Annotated in this window: 24 protein-coding genes; 14 read left to right on the top strand and 10 right to left on the bottom strand. The window is 64.2% G+C overall.

Annotated features, from left to right (window positions below):
* Positions 1-2 precede the first annotated feature (2 nt).
* The 3 genes from HOY44_RS11685 to HOY44_RS11675 all read right to left on the bottom strand — a co-directional run bounded on the left by HOY44_RS11685 (position 3) and on the right by HOY44_RS11675 (position 1681).
* The gene (locus HOY44_RS11685) at positions 3-209 is read right to left on the bottom strand and encodes a twin transmembrane helix small protein (protein ID WP_287434836.1); all 207 of its coding nucleotides are present in this window, start codon (positions 207-209) and stop codon (positions 3-5) included.
* Positions 210-272: 63 nt separating this feature from the next.
* Positions 273-1109, bottom strand: a complete 837-nt coding sequence (locus HOY44_RS11680; protein WP_008331727.1) for an SDR family NAD(P)-dependent oxidoreductase — start codon at positions 1107-1109, stop codon at positions 273-275.
* Entirely contained in the window at positions 1106-1681 is a 576-nt protein-coding gene (locus tag HOY44_RS11675; protein WP_287434835.1) for an SH3 domain-containing protein, read from the bottom strand. The genes HOY44_RS11680 and HOY44_RS11675 overlap by 4 nt, the downstream gene beginning before the upstream one ends.
* A gap of 171 nt (positions 1682-1852) precedes the next feature.
* On the opposite strand from HOY44_RS11675, the gene HOY44_RS11670 reads away from it, so the two are divergent.
* The 5 genes from HOY44_RS11670 (at position 1853) to HOY44_RS11650 (ending at position 8580) form a co-directional block, all read left to right on the top strand.
* Complete coding sequence (locus HOY44_RS11670) at positions 1853-4306, top strand: DNA topoisomerase IV subunit A (protein ID WP_287434834.1); 2454 nt, start codon at positions 1853-1855, stop codon at positions 4304-4306.
* Between the two features lie 62 nt (positions 4307-4368).
* On the top strand, positions 4369-5154 hold the full coding sequence (locus HOY44_RS11665; protein ID WP_287434833.1) for a polysaccharide lyase family protein: 786 nt from the start codon (positions 4369-4371) through the stop codon (positions 5152-5154).
* Positions 5155-5322: 168 nt separating this feature from the next.
* Positions 5323-6519: a DUF898 family protein gene (locus tag HOY44_RS11660; protein ID WP_287434832.1), complete on the top strand. Its 1197-nt coding sequence runs from the start codon at positions 5323-5325 to the stop codon at positions 6517-6519.
* Positions 6516-7769 (top strand): M48 family metallopeptidase, encoded by a 1254-nt coding sequence (locus HOY44_RS11655; RefSeq protein ID WP_008331735.1) that lies wholly within the window; start codon positions 6516-6518, stop codon positions 7767-7769. The genes HOY44_RS11660 and HOY44_RS11655 overlap by 4 nt, the downstream gene beginning before the upstream one ends.
* Before the next feature lie 19 nt (positions 7770-7788).
* Positions 7789-8580: an endonuclease/exonuclease/phosphatase family protein gene (locus HOY44_RS11650; protein ID WP_287434831.1), complete on the top strand. Its 792-nt coding sequence runs from the start codon at positions 7789-7791 to the stop codon at positions 8578-8580.
* Here the strand turns inward: HOY44_RS11650 and HOY44_RS11645 are convergent.
* On the bottom strand, positions 8577-9938 hold the full coding sequence (locus HOY44_RS11645; RefSeq protein ID WP_287434830.1) for a cytochrome P450: 1362 nt from the start codon (positions 9936-9938) through the stop codon (positions 8577-8579). The two genes, HOY44_RS11650 and HOY44_RS11645, sit on opposite strands and share 4 nt — an antisense overlap.
* Before the next feature lie 98 nt (positions 9939-10036).
* Here HOY44_RS11645 and HOY44_RS11640 point away from each other — a divergent pair, with 98 nt between their 5' ends.
* From HOY44_RS11640 to HOY44_RS11620, 5 genes are all read left to right on the top strand, one after another.
* Positions 10037-10792, top strand: a complete 756-nt coding sequence (locus HOY44_RS11640) for a hypothetical protein (RefSeq protein WP_287434829.1) — start codon at positions 10037-10039, stop codon at positions 10790-10792.
* Between the two features lie 203 nt (positions 10793-10995).
* On the top strand, positions 10996-12171 hold the full coding sequence (tuf, locus tag HOY44_RS11635; RefSeq protein ID WP_008331614.1) for an elongation factor Tu: 1176 nt from the start codon (positions 10996-10998) through the stop codon (positions 12169-12171).
* Between the two features lie 116 nt (positions 12172-12287).
* Entirely contained in the window at positions 12288-12416 is a 129-nt protein-coding gene (locus tag HOY44_RS11630; RefSeq protein ID WP_287434828.1) for a hypothetical protein, read from the top strand.
* A gap of 46 nt (positions 12417-12462) precedes the next feature.
* Entirely contained in the window at positions 12463-13458 is a 996-nt protein-coding gene (locus HOY44_RS11625; protein WP_287434827.1) for a zinc transporter ZntB, read from the top strand.
* Between the two features lie 152 nt (positions 13459-13610).
* A complete protein-coding gene (locus HOY44_RS11620; protein WP_287434826.1) occupies positions 13611-14249 on the top strand; it encodes an HAD family hydrolase in 639 nt (212 codons plus the stop codon).
* On the opposite strand, the gene HOY44_RS11615 is transcribed toward HOY44_RS11620, so the two are convergent.
* Together HOY44_RS11615 and HOY44_RS11610 are read right to left on the bottom strand one after the other, a co-directional pair.
* A complete protein-coding gene (locus HOY44_RS11615) occupies positions 14246-14716 on the bottom strand; it encodes an SRPBCC family protein (protein WP_287434825.1) in 471 nt (156 codons plus the stop codon). The genes HOY44_RS11620 and HOY44_RS11615 overlap by 4 nt on opposite strands.
* Before the next feature lie 4 nt (positions 14717-14720).
* Positions 14721-15077 (bottom strand): ArsR/SmtB family transcription factor, encoded by a 357-nt coding sequence (locus tag HOY44_RS11610; protein WP_287434824.1) that lies wholly within the window; start codon positions 15075-15077, stop codon positions 14721-14723.
* A gap of 104 nt (positions 15078-15181) precedes the next feature.
* Between HOY44_RS11610 and HOY44_RS11605 the strand changes: the two genes are divergently transcribed.
* Positions 15182-16102, top strand: coding sequence for an alpha/beta fold hydrolase (locus HOY44_RS11605; protein ID WP_287434823.1), 921 nt, complete (start codon positions 15182-15184; stop codon positions 16100-16102).
* Between the two features lie 3 nt (positions 16103-16105).
* Here HOY44_RS11605 and HOY44_RS11600 read toward each other — a convergent pair whose 3' ends face one another.
* From HOY44_RS11600 to rpsU, 3 genes are all read right to left on the bottom strand, one after another.
* Entirely contained in the window at positions 16106-16558 is a 453-nt protein-coding gene (locus HOY44_RS11600; RefSeq protein WP_287434822.1) for a hypothetical protein, read from the bottom strand.
* Between the two features lie 2 nt (positions 16559-16560).
* Positions 16561-17091, bottom strand: a complete 531-nt coding sequence (gene def / locus HOY44_RS11595; protein WP_138422519.1) for a peptide deformylase — start codon at positions 17089-17091, stop codon at positions 16561-16563.
* A gap of 136 nt (positions 17092-17227) precedes the next feature.
* Positions 17228-17434, bottom strand: a complete 207-nt coding sequence (gene rpsU / locus HOY44_RS11590; protein WP_008331758.1) for a 30S ribosomal protein S21 — start codon at positions 17432-17434, stop codon at positions 17228-17230.
* Between the two features lie 154 nt (positions 17435-17588).
* Between rpsU and HOY44_RS11585 the strand changes: the two genes are divergently transcribed.
* Together HOY44_RS11585 and HOY44_RS11580 are read left to right on the top strand one after the other, a co-directional pair.
* On the top strand, positions 17589-18263 hold the full coding sequence (locus HOY44_RS11585; protein WP_287434821.1) for a COQ9 family protein: 675 nt from the start codon (positions 17589-17591) through the stop codon (positions 18261-18263).
* A gap of 5 nt (positions 18264-18268) precedes the next feature.
* A complete protein-coding gene (locus HOY44_RS11580) occupies positions 18269-19249 on the top strand; it encodes an NAD(P)H-quinone oxidoreductase (protein WP_287437220.1) in 981 nt (326 codons plus the stop codon).
* 114 nt (positions 19250-19363) lie between these two features.
* On the opposite strand, the gene HOY44_RS11575 is transcribed toward HOY44_RS11580, so the two are convergent.
* Positions 19364-19849, bottom strand: coding sequence for a MarR family winged helix-turn-helix transcriptional regulator (locus tag HOY44_RS11575; protein WP_287434820.1), 486 nt, complete (start codon positions 19847-19849; stop codon positions 19364-19366).
* A gap of 243 nt (positions 19850-20092) precedes the next feature.
* Here HOY44_RS11575 and ectA point away from each other — a divergent pair, with 243 nt between their 5' ends.
* Positions 20093-20626, top strand: coding sequence for a diaminobutyrate acetyltransferase (gene ectA, locus HOY44_RS11570; protein ID WP_008331763.1), 534 nt, complete (start codon positions 20093-20095; stop codon positions 20624-20626).
* The last annotated feature ends 44 nt before the right edge of the window (positions 20627-20670 follow it).

Here is a 20670-nt window from a genome sequence, read left to right as displayed (position 1 = left end):
GGTCAGCCCCCCTGCCGCCTGAGCCAGACGTAGCCGAGGATCAGCACGATCGCGACGGCCTGAGCGTAGATGCGATAGCGCATGATCTTGTTGGCGTTGCGCTTGTTGAATTCGCCGCCGCGCCCGAAGCTGCCGATGCCGGTCAGCAGGATCAGCAGGACGACGAGCACCGCTACGAGCGGGATAATCAGAAGGGGATCTTCGAACATGGGTCCATCCTTGGTTTGGCCGAGGGATAGCGCGTCTGCGGGCGGGATGCGAGCGGCGCGTCGTCACGCCTTGGCGAGGAACCAGTCGGCGAGCCGCGTGGGCAGGAGCCGGCGCGCCCAGTAGGAGACATAGGTGGGCGTGGTGACGAGATAGCGGGGTTTCGGACGTTTCGCCTCCAACGCGCGGATGAGTTTGGCGGTGACGGCCGAGGCGGGCAGTTCGAACGGGTCTTTCGCGTCGATGTCGCGGTCGAACCGGGGCAGGATCTTTGCTTCATAGCCCGCGCGGCTGGCCGAGGCCTGCCAGTCGATATGCGCTTCGAACTGGGCCTTGGCGTTCAGGCGGAAGTTGGAGGTGATCGGGCCGGGTTCGATCAGGATCGCGTGGATGTCGTCGGGGGCGAGTTCGAGCCGCAGGGTGTCGGTGTAGCCTTCGAGCGCGAATTTCGAGGCGACGTAGGGCGCGCGCCAGCGGATCGCGGAGAGGCCGAGGGTGGAGGAGCAGTTGACGATGCGCCCGCCGCCCTGCGCGCGCATCACGGGGATCACGCGGCGCACGATTTCATGCACACCGAAAAAGTTGGTCTCCATCATGTCGCGCAGGACGTGACCCGGCAGGTCTTCGGCCAGGACCGGGACGCCGTAGCCCGCGTTGCAGAACACCGCGTCGAGCGTGCCGCCGGTGCGGGAGAGGATTTCGAGCAAGGCGGCCTCGATGCTCGCCACGTCACGATGGTCGAGGCGCAGGCTTTCCAGCCCCTCGCCACGCAGGCGGGCGCAGTCATCCTCGGCCCGGCAGGTCGCGAAGACCCGCCAGCCGTTACGCGCAAGGGTGTGGGCGGCATCGTAGCCGATACCGGAGGAACACCCTGTGATGAGAATGGATTTCTGGTGACTCAAGGCTCAACGGACGACAGGAAACGTCCGGCCATGAAGCCGCGTTCGCCGGTGTCCGTCAATACGATCTGCCGCCAGCCGTCGCCTGCATCCCCCATATCCTCGACCTGCGTGCCGAGGCTGAGGGACGAAATCACGCCATAGGCGGTCGACGGTCCGCCGCGCACGTTCACACGGCTGCCGGTGACGTAAAGGTAGTCGGGTTCCGGCGCGGCCTTTTCCGTGCCCGACAGGGGCTTGGTGGCCTCCGGCTCGGACGCGGTGGAAACGACGGCGGTTTCGCCATCGTCGACCGTGGCGACCGCGGGCTGGATCGTCGCCTTTTCCGCAGAGGGGCGGAAGGCGACGAGCGTCGCGGTCTCGGGGCTTGCGTCCGACGCGAGGGCGAGCGCGAGGCGATCATCCTCTTCGGCCGGTTCCTGAACGATCCCGGTGATCGAGGCCATGAGATCAGGGGAGATGAGGGCGGTCTCGCGACCGATGGAATCGTCCGGCAACCCCGCATCGCGTCCGAACCAGTACAACGCGGCCCCAAGGCCGACGATCGTCATGACGGAAAGACGCACGAGTTGCATTAAATTCACCCCTTCAAGGATTCCCAAGGTACCCGCCGCAGGCATCGGCTGGCAATGATTCGACCGGACGATGTGGGACAAAGCGGGCCTTTTGGTGGCACCTGTGTCACTTCCCTCATCCATGAATCGAACGCGCTTTACGAGATTCCGTTCCTTCGGTATTCGGAAAACATGACCGACACGGTGGACGATCCCGACAACCCGATTTCCGAATTCGCCGAACCGCTGCGCCGCGCGATCGGTGACCGGTATCTGACCTATGCGCTGTCCACGATCATGAATCGGGCGCTGCCGGACGCGCGGGATGGGCTTAAACCTGTGCATCGCCGCATCCTGTTCGCGATGCGTGAACTTCGGCTTAATTCCGGGGGGCGTTTCCGCAAGTCGTCGAAGATTTCGGGCGACGTGATGGGTAACTATCACCCGCATGGCGATGCCGCGATCTATGACGCGATGGCGCGCCTGGCGCAGGATTTCAACGTCCGCTACCCGCTGGTCGACGGTCAGGGGAACTTCGGCAACATCGACGGGGATAACCCGGCGGCGTCGCGGTATACCGAGGCGCGAATGACCATCGTGGCCGAGGCGCTGCTCGAAGGGCTGGACGAGGACGCGGTCGATTTCCGCGAGAATTACGACGGCACGCTGCGCGAGCCCGTGGTGCTGCCCGCGACGTTCCCGCACCTGCTGGCCAACGGTGCCGCCGGGATTGCGGTCGGCATGGCCACGAACATTCCGCCTCACAACATCGCGGAACTGGTGGACGCCTGCCTGCATCTCATCAAGACGCCGGATGCGCGCGACGACACGCTTCTGAACTACATCCCCGGCCCCGACTTCCCCACGGGCGGCGTGATCGTCGAGCCGCGCGAGAATATCGCGGAAGCCTATCGCACGGGCCGTGGCTCGATTCGCCTGCGCTCGAAATGGGAGGTCGAGGATCTGGGGCGGGGTCAGTGGCAGATCATCGTCACCGAGATTCCCTATCAGGTTCAGAAATCCAAGCTGATCGAGAAGCTGGCCGAGGTCATCCAGACCAAGAAGGTGCCGCTTCTGGCCGACGTGCGGGACGAAAGCGCCGACGACGTGCGGATCGTGCTGGAGCCCAAGACGCGCAACGTCGAACCCGAGATGCTGATGGGCCTTCTGTTCCGCAACTCGGACCTCGAAGTGCGCTTCTCGCTCAACATGAACGTGCTGATCGACGGGCTGACGCCCAAGGTCTGTTCGCTCAAGGAAGTGCTGCGCGCTTTCCTCGACTTCCGGCGCGAGGTGCTGATCCGCCGCTCGCAACACCGGATGGAAAAGATCGACCATCGGCTTGAGGTGCTCGAAGGCTTCATCATCGCCTTCCTTAACCTCGACCGGGTGATCGACATCATCCGTTACGACGACGACCCCAAGGCCGCGCTCATGTACGAGGACTGGTCGCGCCCGCATCAGGACACCATCGCGCGGGCGACCAACGAACATGACTACGTGTCGCCACTGGCCGGGATCGACGTCGCATCGCTGGAACTGCGCGAGGATGAGAGCGCCACCGCGCCCGAGATCATCACCGACAACACCGGGTCGGGCGCCACGCCCAAGCGGTTCGTCGGTCGGTCCGAAGGTCTGTCGGACGTTCAGGCGGACGCGATCCTGAACATGCGTCTGCGGTCCTTGCGCCGCCTCGAAGAGCTGGAGCTTATCCTCGAGCGCGACGCGCTGATGGAAGAGCGCGCGGGGCTCGAAGACCTGCTCGACAGCGAAGACCTTCAGTGGGGCCGGATCGGGGACGAGCTGAAGGACGCCAAGAAGAAGTTCGGCAAGGATTACGTCGCCGGGGCCCGCCGCACGCAATTTGCCGAGGCCGCCGAAGTGCCGGACGTGCCGCTGGAAGCCATGATCGAGCGCGAGCCGGTGACGATCGTGTGCAGCCAGATGGGCTGGATTCGAGCGATGTCGGGCCATGTCGACCTGACCCGCGACTTCAAATTCAAGGACGGCGACGGGCCGCGGTTCGCCTTCCATGCCGAGACCACAGACAAGATCATCGTCTTCGCGGCGAACGGGCGGTTCTATACCTTGGGTGCCTCGAACCTGCCCGGCGGGCGGGGGATGGGCGAACCGCTTCGCTTGATGGTCGATCTGCCGAACGACGTCGAGATCATCGACATGTTCGTCCATGCGCCGGACCGCAAACTCATCGTCGCCTCCAAGGGCGGTAACGGGTTCATCGTGCCGGAAGCGGACGTGGTGGCGCAGACCAAGAACGGCAAGCAGGTGCTGAACGTGTCGGATGACGTGGCGAAGCTGGTCAAACCCGTCGTGGGCGATCATGTCGCCGTGGTCAGCGAGAACCGCAAGCTGCTGGTTTTCCCGATCGCCGAGCTGCCCGAAATGGGGCGCGGCAAAGGTGTTCGCTTGCAAAAATACGGCTCTGCCCGCGGACGTCAGGGGACACTCGACCTTGACGGGGGCTTGTCGGACCTCACGACCTTCGACCTTGCCGCCGGGCTGAGCTGGGCCGCTACAGGCGACCGGACACGCACCGAGGTGGACATGAGCCCGTGGATCGGCAAACGCGCCGGCGTGGGCAAGATGCCGCCCCACGGTTTCCCGAAGTCCAACACCTTTACCTGAAAATTGCCTGAACGGCGTTTCTCCCATAGTCTCAGAGCATTCTTTGACGGGGGGATTTCCAGATGAAACATGCCTTTGCCGCCGTTCTTCGGCTGACCCTGACTCTGTGCTTTATGCCCGTGATCGTTCAGGCCGCCCCGAACGGCTTTCAGAACCACGTGTTCAACGGACGTGCGCCGGTGACGCAGGGCGGGGTTGTGACCTTTCACGTCGAAGACGGCGATTGCAGCAGCCGGGACTATGGCGACGGGCGCGGGGAAAGCGATTGCTTCAACGGCAATCTCAGATCCCGGCTCGCCTATCGCGACCATGCGAGCCTTGGCCAAAGTCTGGAATACGCGATGCAGATCTTCGTGCCCGCCGGGTTCCGCTATGGCGGCGGACCGAACCGGCGCAGTTTGCTGGAAGTGGCGGAGTGGCAGCGGATCAACACGATCAAGAACCACATCCACACGCTCCACCTCGACAGCGTCAAGGGGCTTACCTTCGACGACACCCGCTGCATCCCGCCCAGCGCCTTCGGTCAGTGGAACAGCGTCAAGGTTCAGGTGAAATGGTCGGCGGGGGATGACGGGTTCCTGCAAGTGATCTGCAACGACACGCCGGTCGTGAGTTTCCGGGGGCAAACCGCGATCCCCCGCGATTGCGGCCAGCCCGGCGTCTTTCAGTGCGTGCCGGATCTTCAGCGCGTGAACCAGCCCGTGCAGTTCCAAGTCGGCATCCTGTTTCGCGGCTATGGCGAACGGGGGCGTCTCGACGGCCTGAGCCGCATGGGGCGTGTCCCGCCCGAGGGCGGTTTCACCGTCCAGATGCGCAATATCCGGGTGTCACGCATTCAGGTGCGGTAACCTGACGGGATCTGATGGGTTCGGCACCCTAGGTCACGATCCACACGCACCGCCGAAGCGACCGATCCTTGGCGCGGGACTGTGGACATGCGTGCCCGGATCGGCAAACCTGCCGGCGGGGCCGCAAACCCCGACGGGGACAACATTATTCGGACACCGGACGCAACCATGGCCTTCGCTGACCTCACGACCGACTACAAAGGTGCCAAGGGGGCGATCTTCCGGCTGGCGCTGGCGACGGGTATCCGCACGGTTCTGACCGCCGGGTTCTATCGCTTCTGGATGAAGACGCGGATGCGCCGGTATTACTGGAGCGCGATCCGCCCCGGCGGGATGCCGCTGGAATATGTCGGACGACCGACCGAGAAGCTGCTCGGCTTTCTGACCGCTGTCGTCTTCCTCGCCTTCTACATCGGGATCGTGAACCTGATCCTGATGTTCTTCTCGTTCTCGCTGTTCGAGGGGAACGCGCCGGCCTATGCCATTTCGGTCGTCGGGATCACGCCGCTGATCTTCTTCGCCCAATACCGTGCCCGCCGCTACGTGCTGGCCCGCACGCGGTGGCGCGGTATCCGCTTCGGGCTCGAACCGGGTGTCGCGGGCTTTGTCTGGCGTTCGCTGCTTCATTGGGGGCTGACGGTGCTGACCGCCGGGCTTTACTGGCCGGTCAAGACCTATTGGCTGGAAAAGTACCGGACCGACCGGACCTTCTATGGCGACCAGCGGATGCATCAGGGCGGGTCGTGGCGGATGCTCATAAAACCGATGCTGCACCTGTACTTGTCGGCCGCCCTGCTCGCGGGCACCATCGGGATGCTCATCGCCACCGAAGACCCGCGTTTCGCGCCCCTCATCTTCATCGCCGTGCCGTGGTTTTTCTTCGGCCTCGCGGCATGGAAGGCGGGGAGCTTTCGTGCGCTGACCAACACCAAGACCATCGGGGATGCGCGGCTCAAGGCCAGCCCCCGCACCGGGCGGATCGTCGGCATCTATGCGGGCGGATGGGCCGCGATGGGCGGTATCTTCATCGCCGCCGGTATCGGCGTCTCGATCCTGTTCGGGATCATTTTCGCCGCGACCGGCTTCGCGCTCGAAAACATCGACGAGGACGGGTATCTCACCACGCTCGGCAACCTGCCCGCCTTCGTCCCGATCCTGTTCGGGATCATCACCTATTTCGCGATCTTCATCTTCTGGGGCGTGCTGAAAGAGGTGTTCATCACCCTTCCCGTCGCCCAGCACTTTGCGGAAACGACCGAGATCGAGAACCCGCAGGCGCTGCTCGGCATCAAGCAGCGCGCCCGTGACGAATTCGCCGAGGCCGAAGGCTTTGCCGATGCCCTGCCGCTGGGAGATGCGTTTTGACCGATATTTACGGCGCGGCCCCTGCGGTGGAAGAACCGGAAGACAAGGCGGTTTATGCGGATTACGTCGACGGCACGGACCCGGTCATGCACCGCGTGTCGCTGGAACTGTCGCGCAGCCATCTGAACATCATCATGCCCGATGGCGAACGCATCCTGTGGCCGCTGGACGAGGTGCGCGCGCTGAAGGATCAGGCCTATTCCGATGGGGTGGTTCTGGCGCAGGGCTTCGACGACATGGCGCGGCTCAAGGTCGACAACCCCTTCGTGGCCAAGGAACTGCGCGCGGTCGCGCCGCGGCTCAACCGGGCGCAGCCGGTGACGAACTGGGGCAGGATCGGCGCTTGGGCCAGTGGTGCGGTGGCGAGCGTCGCGCTCATCATCTTCGTGCTGGTGCCGATCATGGCGGACCAGCTTGCCACCTACCTGCCGCCCGAGGGCGAACAGGCGCTGGGCGATGCCACGTTCGAGCAGATCCGGGGTGCCTTGGGGCGTGAGAACGCCGCGGTCAGGCTGTGCGAGGATTCGGACGGGCTTGCCGCTATCGACGCGATGGTGGATCGGCTGGCCCCGGACGACGACCTGCCCTATCCCGTTCGCATCGCCGTGCTGGACCATGAACTCGTCAACGCCTTCGCCCTGCCCGGCGGTCGTGTGATCCTGTTCCGGGGGCTGATCGACGAGGCGGAGAACCCCGAAGAGGTCGCTTCGATCCTCGCGCACGAGATCGGGCATGTCGTGAACCGCGACCCCACGCGCGATGCGCTGCGGTCGGCCGGGTCCATCGGTGTGCTGGGTCTGCTCTTCGGCGACTTCGCGGGCGGGACGGTGGTTCTGATGCTCGCCAACCAGCTGATCAACGCCAAGTATTCGCAGGCCGCCGAAACCGGGGCCGACGACTATGCCCACGACCTGATGCGTGACGCGGGCCTCGACCCCGCAGCACTCGGCACGATCTTCCAGCGGCTGATGGACGAATACGGCGACGCCGAAGGGATCGCGGCCCATTTCGCCTCGCACCCGCAGATGATCCGCCGGATCGAAAGCGCGCAGGCGGCGTCTGAGGGCGGCGAATACGGTCTGCCGGTCATCACCGAAGCCCAGTGGCAGGACATGCGCAGCATGTGCGGCGATAGCCATGCCGAACAGGACGCGCCCGAGGACGATGAAAACGGCGGCGGACGGATCGAACGCCGGGTGGACGAGCCCGATGCGGGGCGCGGCGGCGGCACGCTCGGCGGCGAGAACTGAGCGCGGACCGATGCGGATCATGTCTTTGAACAGTTGGGGCGGCACGCTGTGGGACAGCCTGCTTCCCTATCTGCGCGACGAATCGCCGGATGTGCTGTGCCTGCAAGAGGTCGTGCATTCCCCGGCCTCGCCGCGCGACTGGCTGATCTACCGCGACGGCGATCACGTGCTCGACCAACGCGCCAACCTGCTTCGTGACGTGACCGGGGCGCTGCCCGACCACGTTCCGCTGTTCTGCCCGGCTGCGCGCGGCACGCTGTGGGACGAGGACGACCCGGTGCCATCGTTCTGGGGTCTCGCGACCTTCGTTCACCGCGATCTACCCATCGTCGGGCAGGTGCAGGGTTTCGTCCACAAGGGGTTCGAGGCACACGGGTTCGGCGAGCATCCGCGCTCGCGCAGCGGCCATGCCGTCCGGGTCTGGGACGACCGGCTGGACCGGGGGGTGAGCATCGCCCAGATGCACGGACTGCGCGACCTTGCGGGCAAGATGGACACGCCGGAGCGCGCCGTGCAGGCCCGCAGGTTCCTTGGGCTCCTACGCACCGTGGCCGAGCCGGGGGACGCCACTGTCCTGTGCGGCGATTTCAACGTCGAACCGGGCAGCGAAACCCTGAGCTATCTAGCCGAAGAGGGGTTCGACGAACTGGTGACCGGTGGGGGGCACCCGACGACGCGGACCAGCCATTACCCGAAACCGGGGCGGTTCGCCGATTACATGCTGGTCGGCCCGGACACTCGGCCCGCCGCGTTCGAGGTGGTGCGCGACCCGGAAGTATCGGACCACTGCCCGCTGGTGCTGACGCTTTAGACGGGTTCTACGTCCAGCCAGACACCGCCCTTGGGTCTGAGCGACAGGATCATGACCGGCTCGGGGTCGCGGCCCGGAATTGCGGTGAACCGGAATCGGGCCAGCATCGTGGCCAGCACGATCACCGCCTCCTGCATCGCGAAATCCATGCCGAGGCACACGCGCGGCCCCGCGCCGAACGGCAGGAAGGCGTAGCGGTCGATGGCCTTGGGGTCCGCGAACCGGTTGGGATCGAACCCGTTCGGATCGTCCCACAACACCTCGGACCGATGCAGCGCGTAGAACGGCAGGAGCATCACGTCGCCTGCGCGCACCTCGCGGTCGCGAAGCTGGTCGGGTTTCATCGCCGTGCGCGACAGGATCGCGACGGGCGGATACAGGCGCATCGTCTCAAGCAAGATCTGCCGGATGTAGGGTAGGTTCGCGACATCTTCGGCCCCGGCGGGGCGGTCGCCCAGCACCGCACGCGCCTCGGTGCGCGCCCGCTCCTGAACCGCAGGATCGAAGGCCACGAGGTAAAGCGCCCAAGACAGCGTCAGCGCGGTCGTCTCATGCCCGGCGACGAGGAAAGTGAGCAAGTTGTCCCGTAGTTCTTCTGCCGTCATGGTCCGCCCCGTCTCGGGGTCGGACGCGCCGATCAACAGGTCGAGCAGCGGCGGCGGATCGGCAGGCTCACGCCCCATGCGCGCTTCGACCGCCTTGTCGGTGGCGCGGATCAGGTCGGAGATGATCGCCTTGCCCACCACCCGCTTGGGGCGCGGCACGAAGGCGGGCACCTTGAGAATGTCGAGGAGCGAGGCTTTGCCCGCCGTTTCCAGATACCTGTCGATCGCACGATGCGCGACTTCGCGCGGAATCGCCGTATCCTCGGACATCGACACGGCCGCGATCACCTCAAACGCGGTCTGAAGCATCTCTTGATACATATCCTGCCGCCCCGGTCTGGCGGCAATCCGCCGACACGACGCCTCGGCCGCCTCGGTCATCACGGGCGTGAGCGCGGTCAGGTTGCGCGGGGCAAAGACCGGCATCGCGGCGCGCCGCTGCCAACGCCAATGCGCGCCTTCGGCAAGGAACAGACCGTTGCCGAGCGCGGGCCGCAGCATCGCCTGCGCCTCTTCGCTTTTCGGGTAATCCGCCGCCGCATCCTTTAAAATCCGCTTCAAAGACGGGGGATCCATGACCATGTGGAACCGCCGAACGACATGACCGGAGACGATGGGCTGGGTGAAGGCGATCTTGGGCAGGAGCGCCAGTGCATTGCCCTGCATGGCGCGAACGGCCTCCAGAAAGCGCCGCGGGCGTTCGGGGACAGGGACCGCGACGGGTTTGCGTTCGGGGGGCTGATCGAGCGTCATGGCGTGAGTTTCGCGCCGATGCGCCGGGCAAGCAAGGTCGTGAATTGAACAACCCCGTCCCAGCGGGTATGCACGAGTGAATCTTTTGAGGAGTGAGCATGCCCCGCCTGACGACTTTCGCCGCCCTGGCCGCCGCCGCGCTTTCCGTTTCGGCCTGTGCCAACACCGACGATCTCGCACAGGTGCCCGAACCGATGGGGCGCTTCCTGCTTGGCCACACCGTGACCGTGGTCGAAGAACCCGAAATCGGCCCGTTTTCGCGGGAAGCCACCGACGAAGCGTGGGAAACCGCGATCAACTTCGCGATGGAAGAGCGTTTCGGGCGTTGGGACGGGGACAAGTATTTCCACATCGCGACAAAGGTGGACGGCTACGCGCTCGCCATGATCGGGGTGCCGGTGGTCTTCACGCCGAAATCGGTGCTGATCGCGTCCGTGACGATCTGGGACGATGAAAAGGGCGCGCCGGTCACGGACGATCCCAAGATCTTCACCGTGTCCGAAGAACTGTCGCCCGAGGCTCTGATCGGCACCGGCCTGACAAAGACCGCCGACGAACAAATGCTGTCGCTCGCCCGCTCGCTCGCCAAGTCGGTGCAGGAATACATGATGGAGAACATCGCGTGGTTCGGTGACGCCTCGCTCATGGACCCGGCGACCACGTCCGCGGGTACGCCTGCCGCGACCGCGGGCACGGTCCCGCCGCAGTTCGCCCGGGTGAAAGAAGGAGCCGAAGGGGCCGTTCTGGAAGGCGGCGAAGAGGTCGGCGGCACGTCGTCCGGCGTGCGCAGCGAAACCCCCGGCGGGGTCGAGACCACGACGACCGGCACCACGGTGGTCGAGTCCTCTTCCTGATCCCGACGCGGCGGAATTCCGCGTTTCGTCAGACCTTTGCCGCGTGGTCCTAGGCCCCGTCGGCAAGAAATGCGCCTGCGTCGCCACGTGAGGCCCGCGTGGGCACCATGTGCGCTTGATTTTCCCGGATTCATTGGCTACTTGCCCCCCGTATCATGAATCGGACCCGTGTTGGGTTCCTTTACAGACGAGGCGTATGGCCAATGGCTAAGGAAAAGTTTGCACGTAACAAACCGCACGTGAACGTGGGCACCATCGGCCACGTTGACCACGGCAAGACGACGCTGACGGCGGCGATCACGAAGTACTTCGGTGACTTCAAAGCCTACGACCAGATCGACGGCGCACCGGAAGAGAAAGCGCGCGGGATCACGATCTCGACGGCGCACGTGGAATACGAGACGGACGCGCGTCACTACGCCCACGTCGACTGCCCCGGCCACGCCGACTACGTGAAGAACATGATCACCGGCGCGGCCCAGATGGACGGCGGCATCCTCGTGGTGAACGCGGCCGACGGCCCGATGCCGCAGACCCGTGAGCACATCCTGCTCGCCCGTCAGGTCGGCGTGCCGGCGCTGGTCGTGTTCCTGAACAAAGTCGACCAGGTCGACGACGAAGAGCTGCTCGAGCTCGTCGAAATGGAAGTCCGCGAACTGCTCTCCGAGTACGAATTCCCGGGCGACGACATTCCGATCATCGCGGGTTCGGCTCTGGCCGCTCTCGAAGGCCGTGACCCGGAAATCGGCGAAGAGAAGATCAAGGAACTGATGGCGGCCGTCGACGACTTCATCCCGACGCCGGAGCGCGCCGTGGATCAGCCGTTCCTCATGCCGATCGAAGACGTGTTCTCGATCTCGGGCCGCGGCACCGTTGTGACCGGCCGTGTCGAGCGTGGCGTGATCAACGTGGGCGACGAACTGGAAATCGTCGGCATCAAGGACACCAAGAAGACGACCTGCACGGGCGTGGAAATGTTCCGCAAGCTGCTGGATCGTGGTGAAGCCGGCGACAACATCGGCGCCCTGCTGCGCGGCATCGACCGTGACGCGGTCGAGCGTGGTCAGGTTCTGTGTAAGCCGGGTTCGGTGAAGCCGCACACGAAGTTCGAGTGCGAGGTCTACATCCTGACGAAGGATGAAGGCGGCCGTCACACCCCGTTCTTCGCCAACTACCGCCCGCAGTTCTACTTCCGCACGACGGACGTGACCGGCACGGTCGAGCTTCCCTCGGGCACCGAGATGGTGATGCCGGGCGACAACCTGAAGTTCACCGTCGAGCTGATCGCCCCGATCGCCATGGAAGACGGCCTCCGCTTCGCCATCCGCGAAGGCGGCCGCACCGTCGGTTCCGGCGTCGTCTCGAAAATCCTCGAGTGATCGGCACTGCCGTTTGAGATCGAAAGGGTCGCCTTCGGGCGGCCCTTTTTCTTTGTCGGGCCGACGGAAAGGCGCCCCGGCACCGTTTGACCCCCGTCCAACCGCAGGGTCGTCATATGAAACCGCTTGTTCTCGCCTACGCCACAGCCGGGTTGCTCATGGCCGCTGCCCTGCATCACACCGATGCGGTCATGGGGTCCGCCGACGGCCCGACCGAAACGCGCGCGACGATGGCCGCACGTTGACCCCCGACCCCTTCCCTTTTCCGCCCCGGCCCCACATTCTGCGGCCATGACCGGAACCCACATCACCTACGCCCATGTCCTGAATGGTCCCGACAAGGGCCGCGCCATCACCGAGGAGGAGATGCGGCATGTGCTGAAGGACGACACGCTGGGCTGGGTGCATATCGACGGCAACCACCCGGATGCCGAGGCGTGGATCGGCGAGCACCTCGACTATCTCGACCCGCAGGCGGTCGAGGCGCTGGTCGACCGGGCCTCGCGCCCCCGGCTGACACGGCTGGGCGATGGGCTGATGATCATTCTGCGCGCGATCAACTTCAACGAGGGTGCGGATCCCGAGGACATGATCTCGTTGCGGATCTGGGCCGATGCGCACCGGATCGTCACCGTGTCCCTGCGCCGGGTGCGCGCGATCGAGCGGCTGGATGCGCGGCTTTCGCAGGGCGAAGGGCCCGAGACGACGGGCGCCTTCCTCGTCGCGCTGATCGAAGACCTCACCGGCAAGATCGGCGATTTCCAGACCGATCTGGACGCTAAGGCCGAGGCGCTGGAAGAGCAGATCATCGCAGAGAGCGGCGACCACCTGCGCGGCGAGGTCGTGAACCTGCGACTTCAGGTCATCGCGGCGCGGCGCTTTCTTGGCCCACAGCGGGACGTGATCCGCGCAATTGCGGAAAGCGACAACCCGGTGATCGATTCCGAGACGCACCGCGAGATCGAGGAAGAGGCGCTGAAGATGACGCGGATCGTCGAAGACCTCGACGAGCTGCGCGATCAGGCGATGATCCTGCGCGAAGAATTGTCGGGGCAGCTTTCGGACCGGCTGAACCGCAACATGTTCGTCATGTCGGTCGTCTCGGTCATCTTCCTGCCGCTCGGGTTCCTTACCGGCCTGTTCGGCGTGAACGTGGGCGGAATGCCCGGTGTGAACGATGGCGATGCATTCTACTGGCTGGTGGGCTGGCTGTCGCTGTTGGTCGGTATTCTGGTCTTTTTCCTGTGGCGCGTGCGCTGGATCAGGTTCAGTAGGCGCCGGCGCTGAGGCGGCGCGTTAACCTCTATTAACTTGGATAATCTTTCGTTTTTCAATGGTTTGTGACGATCTCAGCATTCCAGAATACTAGTATTCTAGTATCCTGTCCGAGACGCCCCATTCGCAATTCCCTTCCTCGCCGCCTGCCCTAGGCTCACCGCATGACAGACCCGACACTCCCCCGCCCCGAGGCCGTGATTTTCGACATCGGTAACGTGCTCATCACTTGGCAGCCGGAGGATCGGTACGACGAGATGATCGGGCGCGCGCGGCGCGAGGCGATGTTCGCGACTGTGGACCTGCACGCCATGAACGAACGCTTCGACCGGGGAGAGGTGTTTCGCGACGTGGTGCAGGAAACCGCCGAAACCTATCCCGAATTCCGCGACGAGATCCTGATGTGGCATGACCGCTGGCTCGACCTTGCCCGCCCGCCGATCGACCATTCCGTCCGGCTCCTGCGGGCGCTGCGGGCCAAGGGCGTGCCGGTCTTCGCGCTCACGAATTTCGGGATCGACAGCTTCGCCCTGTCCGAGGCGCGCGATACGTTTCTGACAGAGTTCGACCGGCGCTATATCTCGGGCCACATGGGCGTGACCAAGCCGGACCCGCGCATCTACGAGATGGTCGAGGACGATTGCGGGATCGCGCCCGAGCGCCTGCTTTTTACCGACGACAGGCCCGACAACATCGACACCGCGGCCCGGCGCGGGTGGCAGGTGCATCTGTTCGAGGGGCCGAAAGGGTGGGCCGACCGCCTTGTCGCGGCCGGCCTGCTGACGCCCGGTGAAGCGGCTTAGGCCAGTTCCAGCGCGTCGAGGTTCTTGTAGGAAATCTCCATCCCGTCGAGCATTCCGGTTTCCATCATCTCCCGGCGGGTCTGCGCGTCCGGCAGGGTCATGGTCACGACCATATGCGTCGCCTGACCCTTGGCTTTGAAAAGCGTCTCGACCAGATTGGGCGGGGTCGGGTCAGGCAGATACATCACCTCCTCCTGCAAGATGCGGTTCGGTTCCTCAAGTTCGAGAAAAGTCCCGGTGATCGTGAAGGTGTAGTCCGCCGAGGAATGGACGATCCGATATGTGCCGCCTTCGGTCGCGTCGATCTCACACTCGACCACGTTGAACGCGTCGTTCCCGGACTGCCATTTCATGAGCAGGTCCGGCTCCATATGCGCGCGCCAGACGAGCGCGGGCGGGGCGTCGAAGTCACGGGTGACGACGAGCTGCGTGTCACCGATCAGTTCGAACGTCAGGGGTTTGGGCATCGTTTCAATCCTTTTTCAAATCCTGTTTCGCCATTTCTTCGGCCAGAACCGCGTCCAGCCGGTCGTAATTCGCGGTCATGGTCCGGCGCAGCCTGTCGAGCCATGCCTCCAGTTCCTCCAGCGTTCCCCCGGCCAGTCGGCAGGGGCGGCGCTGGCCGTCGATTCGCCGGGTGATGAGCCCGGCCTGCTCCAGCACCTTCAGGTGGTGCGAAATCGCGGGCTGGCTGATGTCGAAGGGTGCCGCGATTTCGCTGACCGTCATTTCGCCCTTCGCCAACCCGGCAAGGATCGCACGGCGTGTCGGGTCGGACAGTGCCGCAAAGGCGGCGTCCATGTCGGGGATTGCGCTTACTGATTCCATATTCATTTATATAAACTCACGATGATATAAAGCAAGCCTCACGCAAAGCCGTTGCGTGCCGCCCCCGCAAACGGCACACTCACCGCCAAAAGCGAGCAGTACCCATGGCTTGGTTCATCGTCGGAATTGTCGGCCTTATCGCCATCGCACCCTTCGTGCGCGAGTGGTTTCGCACGCCCGTCAGCGCCGCGCGGGGCGATGACGACGGGGGTTATGCCCAGTTGTCGGACGGCAAGACCTATTATCGATGGTTCGGCGCGCCGACCTCGCATGTCATCGTGGTGATCCATGGGCTGACGACACCGCATTGGGTGTTCTCCGGCCTCGTGCGCGGCCTGAACCTGCTGGGCTACCAAGTGCTTGCCTATGACCTTTACGGGCGAGGGCTGTCGGATCGTCCGACAAACGCCCAGACGCCGCAGTTCTTCGTGAACCAGCTCGACGAACTGCTGACCGAACAGGGGCTGGATGGCCCCGTCTCGCTCATGGGCTATTCGATGGGCGGGATCATCGCGGCCGCCTTCGCCACCGCCAATCCCGCCCGCGTGGATCGCGTCATTTTCCTCGCCACCGGCGGGATCGACTACACCCCCGGTCAGCCGCTTCGCCGGTGCGGCAATCTCGGCGTAATCGGCAACTGGCTCTGGCGGATCACCGGCCCCGGATCGCTGCGTCGCGCCGCCGCGCGGGATGCGTCACAGCCGACCGTGATCCCCGACCTCGAACAACGCATGGCGGACGAGACGGCGCGGCGCGGATACCTGCGGTCGGTCCTGTCCGCACATCGTGAAACGCTGGCCATCGACCTTGAGAACCTGCACCGCGACCTCGGCAAGACCGGCATCCCCGTTCTGGCGATCTGGGCGGGCGACGATCAGGTGATCCCGCTGACCGCAATGGGCAAGATGACCCAGTGGAATCGCACCGCCCGCCACCACGTCGTCGAGGGCGTCGGCCACGCCCTGCCCCATGCCGCCCCGAACGAGATCATCACGGCGATCACCACCTTTTTCCGCGAAGTCTGAACCTCAGAGCCTGCGCACCACGGTGTCGAGGCTCGCGGCCTCCCGATGCCTGTGCCGGCGGGTGTAGACATAGGCCGCGAAACGCGCCGTGAACCATTCCATCCGGTCCGCTTCGATGACGATCTTGTCGGTCCAGATGCAGCCCGTGCCGCTGGGCTGGATCGACAACGTATGATCCCAACGCTTGACCTGCGCATTGTGCTCACGGCTCTGGATCACCCGCGAGTCCCGGTCGAGGAGTTCGACGAACATCGTATGGCCGGGGTTCTTCATGATGCCGAAAAGCGTGATGTCGACCACATAGGTCTCGCCCTCGCGCACAACATCGTCGGGCAGGCCCTCATACCGCGCGATCCCCTTCATCGCGTCGACCATCTCCGAGAAATGGATCGCCTCGGCAAAGACGGTGTCGGCGTCGCGGGAATAGTGCGCGGTGACGGTAATCTGCCGGGTCATTCTTAGAGCCCCTTCGTGGCACGCTCATGGGCCCGGCGCACCTTGCGGAAATAAGACTTGGCCCGGTCTCGTTTGAGCCGCGACGCGTGATCGTAGAACAGCACACCCTGCGTATGATCGACTTCGTGCTGAACACCGACCGCAAGCGGCCCCGTCGCGACGAGCGACTGCTCTTCTCCATCGCAGTCCTGATAAGCAACTTGGGCGAGATCCCGGCGCGGAATGTCCATCCAGTAATCCGGCATGGACAAACAGCCCTCGGACCCGGTCACCACCCGATCCGACAGAGCGGTGATCCTCGGGTTCACCATGGCGAGACGATGCCGCTCGCCGGACGCATCCGGCATGTCGAGCACGACAACGCGTTTCGCCACACCGATCTGCACAGCAGCCAGCCCAGCCCCCTGCTCGCGGTCGAGGATGCGAAACATCTCCGCCACCAGCGCGGCAAGGTTCGGTCCGAATGCGTCGACCGTCGCACTGGGACGCGACAGGAGCGGATGATCGATGGGAAGGATGGGATCGTCGGGCATGAGAAAGACTCCGTCAAATACGCACCGATTCACACCCACGGTGTCAAAGACCGCAACCCCAGAAACGACAAACCCCCGGGCGGATGCCACGGGGGTCGTCTGGTCAGCACGCCGACCTGCATTGCGTCAGAGAAGCTTAGAGCATCCCCTCGCGCTGCGCTTTCTTGCGAGCCAGCTTACGCTGACGACGGATTGCTTCCGCCTTCTCGCGCGCCTTCTTCTCGGAGGGCTTCTCGAAATGCTGCCGGAGCTTCATTTCACGAAACACACCCTCACGCTGAAGCTTCTTCTTCAGAGCCCGAAGCGCCTGGTCGACGTTGTTATCGCGAACCGATACCTGCATGTGGTTGTCACCACCTTTCTAGGTTTGAGTTGCAAGAGAAATTGCAGGAAGCGGCCTTATAGCGGCGATCCGCGCGCTTGTCCAGTTCGCCGGACCCGCGCAAATCCACTCCCCCGCCTTGAAGGCGCCTCGCCCACATGCCACTTATTTCTCCATGACCGATCAAGACACGCTTCTCGACGCCATCCAGATGCACGTTCCCTTCGACGGCTGGTCCGACGCCGCGCTCAGGGCTGCCTGCGAGGACACCGACACACCCCTCGACACCGCCCATGCGATATTCCCGCGCGGAGCCGTGGACATGGCGTTTGCCTATCACAAACGCGGCGACCGGCAGATGGTCGAGTCGCTTAAGGCGATGGACCTGTCCACGCTCAAGTTCCGCGAAAAGGTGACTGCGGCCGTGCGCAAACGGATCGAAGTCGCGGATAAGGAGCTTGTGCGGCGCGGTATGGCGCTTTTCGCCCTGCCCCAGCACGCCGCCGACGGGTCCAAGGCACTCTGGGAGACCTCGGGCCTGATCTGGGACACGCTGGGCGACACTTCGCCCGATGTGAACTGGTACACCAAACGCGCGACGCTTTCGGCCGTCTATTCCTCGACCGTGCTTTACTGGCTCGGCGACGACAGCGAAGGGCACGAGGCCACCTGGGCCTTTCTCGACCGGCGGATCGAGAACGTCATGCAGTTCGAAAAGGTGAAGGGCAAGCTGCGCTCGAACGCGCTGGTCGATGCCTTCATGAAAGGGCCGGGTCGCGTGCTGGACAACATCCGCGCGCCCGGCGAACACCGCACCGGATACCCCGGACGTTGGAGCACCCATCGCTGATGACCCTGCCCAAGACCATGCGCGCCGTCGAGATCACCAAGGCCGGCGCCCCCGAGGTGCTGCAACCGACCACGCGGCCCGTGCCCGCGCCGGGTCATGGCGAGATCCTCATCAAATTGGCCTATGCGGGCGTCAACCGCCCCGACGCGCTGCAACGGGCGGGCATGTACGCCCCGCCCCCGACGGCGAGCGATCTGCCGGGGCTCGAAGGCGCGGGGACCGTGGCCGCCATCGGCCCCGGCGTGACCGAATGGGCGGTGGGGGACGAGGTCTGCGCGCTCCTCCCCGGTGGCGGCTATGCCGAATACGTGACGACCCCGGCGGCACACGCGCTGCCGATTCCCAAGGGCATGGGTCTGAAAGAGGCCGCCTGCCTGCCCGAGACCTATTACACTGTCTGGTCGAACGTGTTCATGCGCGGCGGGCTGAAGGCGGGCGAGCGGTTCCTCGTCCACGGCGGCTCCTCCGGCATCGGCACGACCGCGATCCAGCTTGCGAGCACACTCGGCGCGCGCGTCTTCACCACCGCAGGCTCGGACGACAAATGCAAGGTCTGCACCGACCTTGGGGCCGAGGTGGCGATCAATTACAAAGACGCGGATTTCGTCGAGGTCATGGCAGAAGCGGGCGGCGCGAACCTGATCCTCGACATGGTCGGCGGCAGCTATATCGCCCGCAACATCAAGGCGCTCGCGGACGAGGGCCGGATGGTCCACATCGCATTCCTGACCGGCCCCAAGGCCGAGATCAACTTCGCGCAGATCATGGCCCGTCGCCTGACGATCACCGGCTCGACCCTGCGCCCGCAGTCGGACGCCGCCAAGGCCGCCATCGCCGCCGAATTGCGCGAACACGTCTGGCCGCTTCTGGACGCGGGCCGCGTGAAGCCGATCATGGACAGCACCTATCCGCTGGACGAAGCCGCCAAGGCCCACGCCCATATGGAAAGCTCCACCCATATCGGAAAGATCGTGCTGGAAGTCTGACGCACTCAGGATCGCCCCGGGCACGCATCGTCTTCTCTGGTCCTCAAATACCTCGGGGGTGCGGGGGCAGCGCCCCCGCTTCGGTCGGATGGGGTTCAGCCCATTCGAAACCGCTCAGTGCCGCTTGCCGCCGTGATGAATGTCGCCCGTCGTCAGAACCGGCGAGGCGTCGATGTCTTCTGCGTCCAGCATGGCCGCCACGCGCTCCAGTGACGCGATGATCTGCGCCTGCTCCCAGTCCTCCAGCGCCTCGAACTTGCGCACATAACGCTGTTGCAGCGCATCGGGGGCTTCGTCGACGGTCCCCTGACCTTCGGCCGTGATCGTCACGTTGGTCTGGCGCCGGTCGCGCTCCGACCGCTCGCGGGTCACGAGACCACGCGCCACGAGCTTGTCCACCAGCGCGGTGATGGTCGCCTGGCTCACGCCCATGCGGGTCGCGATGTCCGACGGGGTCGCATGCCCGATCTCGCCCACGATCTGAAGCGCACGGAACTGCGCGGCGGTCAGCTTGGCCGCATTGGCCAGCTCTTTGCCGTAAAGCTCGGTCGCGCGCAGGATGCGCCGCAGGGCGATCAGGCTGATATCGGTCCGGTCCATCCCATCTCCTTCCAAGAGCTTTGATGGCATAGCGAGGAGGTCTGAAGCAATCATGTTACTTAGATAGACTAATCTTTCATGAATTAAAGGTTTTGAGTCGCTCATTTACTAAGTAAATTCACGCGATTTCCCCATAAAACTGGCGATTTCAGCCAAATTCCGGCATTTTTTCCTTTGAAGGTTGAAACAAAACGCCACCCAAACTACTTTAGTCTACAAAGGAACTTTGGAGAGGACCGAAACATGCATACTGCGAAAGACCTTCCCCGATCCGGAAAGCTCCGCCTTCGTAAGCCGAATTCCGAGGACGGAGCGCAAATCTGGGACCTGATCCGCGAGTGTAAGCCGCTCGATGAGAACTCCGTCTACTGCAACCTGCTGCAATGCGACCATTTCCGTGACACCTGCGTGGTGGCGGAACTGGACGGCGACATTGTCGGCTGGATTTCCGGCTATCTCGTGCCGAACGAAGAGGCGCTCTTCGTGTGGCAGGTGGCCGTAAGCTCCAAGGCCCGGGGTATGGGTCTGGGTGGTCTGATGCTGGACGAAATCTTCGGTCGCGAAGAATGCGACGATGCCAACGTCCTCAAGACCACCATTACGAAAGACAACGACGCCTCGTGGGCGCTGTTCAAGAAGTTCGCGAAACGCCACGGCGGCGAGCTTGAGGACGAAGCTCATTTCAAAAAGGACGATCACTTCGAAGGCCGTCACGACACCGAACACATGGTGACGATCACGCTGCCGGACGAGGATGACATGGCGAAGGCCGCGTAATCGACGCGGCCCCCCGTCCTTTTCACAATCAGACATCGAAGGAA

The sequence above is a fragment of the Maritimibacter sp. genome (assembly GCF_016774595.1).
Classification (GTDB): domain Bacteria; phylum Pseudomonadota; class Alphaproteobacteria; order Rhodobacterales; family Rhodobacteraceae; genus Maritimibacter; species Maritimibacter alkaliphilus.
Note: the sequence above shows the minus strand (reverse complement) of the source record. Positions and strands in the feature narration are given on the sequence as shown.

Coding starts and splice junctions, on each gene's coding strand:
- HOY44_RS11625 (WP_287434827.1), top strand. CDS start 12,463: ATGACCGGAACCCACATCACCTACGCCCATGTCCTGAATGGTCCCGAC.
- HOY44_RS11615 (WP_287434825.1), bottom strand. CDS start 14,716: ATGCCCAAACCCCTGACGTTCGAACTGATCGGTGACACGCAGCTCGTC.
- rpsU (WP_008331758.1), bottom strand. CDS start 17,434: ATGCAGGTATCGGTTCGCGATAACAACGTCGACCAGGCGCTTCGGGCT.
- ectA (WP_008331763.1), top strand. CDS start 20,093: ATGCATACTGCGAAAGACCTTCCCCGATCCGGAAAGCTCCGCCTTCGT.
- HOY44_RS11685 (WP_287434836.1), bottom strand. CDS start 209: ATGTTCGAAGATCCCCTTCTGATTATCCCGCTCGTAGCGGTGCTCGTC.
- HOY44_RS11630 (WP_287434828.1), top strand. CDS start 12,288: ATGAAACCGCTTGTTCTCGCCTACGCCACAGCCGGGTTGCTCATGGCC.
- tuf (WP_008331614.1), top strand. CDS start 10,996: ATGGCTAAGGAAAAGTTTGCACGTAACAAACCGCACGTGAACGTGGGC.
- HOY44_RS11585 (WP_287434821.1), top strand. CDS start 17,589: ATGACCGATCAAGACACGCTTCTCGACGCCATCCAGATGCACGTTCCC.
- HOY44_RS11575 (WP_287434820.1), bottom strand. CDS start 19,849: ATGGACCGGACCGATATCAGCCTGATCGCCCTGCGGCGCATCCTGCGC.
- def (WP_138422519.1), bottom strand. CDS start 17,091: ATGCCCGACGATCCCATCCTTCCCATCGATCATCCGCTCCTGTCGCGT.
- HOY44_RS11665 (WP_287434833.1), top strand. CDS start 4,369: ATGAAACATGCCTTTGCCGCCGTTCTTCGGCTGACCCTGACTCTGTGC.
- HOY44_RS11640 (WP_287434829.1), top strand. CDS start 10,037: ATGCCCCGCCTGACGACTTTCGCCGCCCTGGCCGCCGCCGCGCTTTCC.
- HOY44_RS11610 (WP_287434824.1), bottom strand. CDS start 15,077: ATGGAATCAGTAAGCGCAATCCCCGACATGGACGCCGCCTTTGCGGCA.
- HOY44_RS11600 (WP_287434822.1), bottom strand. CDS start 16,558: ATGACCCGGCAGATTACCGTCACCGCGCACTATTCCCGCGACGCCGAC.
- HOY44_RS11605 (WP_287434823.1), top strand. CDS start 15,182: ATGGCTTGGTTCATCGTCGGAATTGTCGGCCTTATCGCCATCGCACCC.
- HOY44_RS11620 (WP_287434826.1), top strand. CDS start 13,611: ATGACAGACCCGACACTCCCCCGCCCCGAGGCCGTGATTTTCGACATC.
- HOY44_RS11675 (WP_287434835.1), bottom strand. CDS start 1,681: ATGCAACTCGTGCGTCTTTCCGTCATGACGATCGTCGGCCTTGGGGCC.
- HOY44_RS11645 (WP_287434830.1), bottom strand. CDS start 9,938: ATGACGCTCGATCAGCCCCCCGAACGCAAACCCGTCGCGGTCCCTGTC.
- HOY44_RS11650 (WP_287434831.1), top strand. CDS start 7,789: ATGTCTTTGAACAGTTGGGGCGGCACGCTGTGGGACAGCCTGCTTCCC.
- HOY44_RS11660 (WP_287434832.1), top strand. CDS start 5,323: ATGGCCTTCGCTGACCTCACGACCGACTACAAAGGTGCCAAGGGGGCG.
- HOY44_RS11670 (WP_287434834.1), top strand. CDS start 1,853: ATGACCGACACGGTGGACGATCCCGACAACCCGATTTCCGAATTCGCC.